The sequence below is a fragment of the Streptomyces sp. YS-3 genome (assembly GCF_045257485.1).
Lineage (GTDB): Bacteria > Actinomycetota > Actinomycetes > Streptomycetales > Streptomycetaceae > Streptomyces.
On record NZ_JBJHPC010001121.1, the window covers coordinates 1 to 843 of the forward strand.

The following is an 843-nucleotide window of genomic DNA, read 5'->3' on the forward strand; positions in this document are numbered from 1 at the left end:
CAAGGCCACGCTGACCGCCACGACCTGGGAGCAGATGCTCGCCCTGCGACTGACCCCCAGCGCCCGTAGCGTCCAGGTGTCGGGCAACCACATCGATCTCACCCCACTGACCGAGGTCCGGGAAGCGGAGAACGTCTTCGTCTACGGCAGCATGGATCTCACGGATCTCACCCCGCTCGCGTCCCTCCCCCGGCTCAAGCATCTGGTGCTGAGCCGGTGCTCGGCGGTGCGGGATCTGACACCCCTGGCCGGATCCGGGCTTGACTACATCGCCCTCTACATGCTGGATCCGAAGCTGTCGCTGGAGCCGCTGGGAGAGATGACCCGCCTCACCGGCGTCTACATCGCGCATCCCGCGCTCATCGAGAGCCTCGCCGAACTGCCGCTGGGCCCTGGCTTGACCCGGCTGTTCCTGCAGCGCCAGATCCGGTACGCCAGTCTCGACGGGATCGAGCGCTGGCCGCTCCTCACCGAGCTGATGCTCGCCGGACAGTGGCAGCTGCGGGAACTGTGCCGGATGCCCGATGTCCTGGGACGGTTGAGCTACCTGGGTCTCTCCGAGCTCGAAGCACTCGATGCGGGTGTACTGGCGGGCGCGGCCCGACTCCAGACGTTGACCCTGCACGACTGCGAGCTTCTCGGTGGGCTCGACGCGTTACGCGAGTTGCCTCTTCTGACCGGAGTGACTCTCTCCAGGTCGACCGCCACCGGAGCCCCGCTCGACCTCTCCCCCCTGGCGGAACTGCCCGCGCTCACGGTCACCGTGGCCGACAACATGCCCCTGACCGGCGCCGACCAGATCCCCCCGGAACGCCTCCGGCGAACCCGCACCCGCCCCTGACC

1 pseudogene is annotated in these 843 nt (G+C 68.2%); it reads left to right on the plus strand.

The window, feature by feature from the left end:
* Nucleotides 1-841 (plus strand): annotated as a pseudogene (locus ACJA3G_RS37870) (hypothetical protein); the annotation flags it as partial.
* Nucleotides 842-843 lie beyond the last annotated feature (2 nt).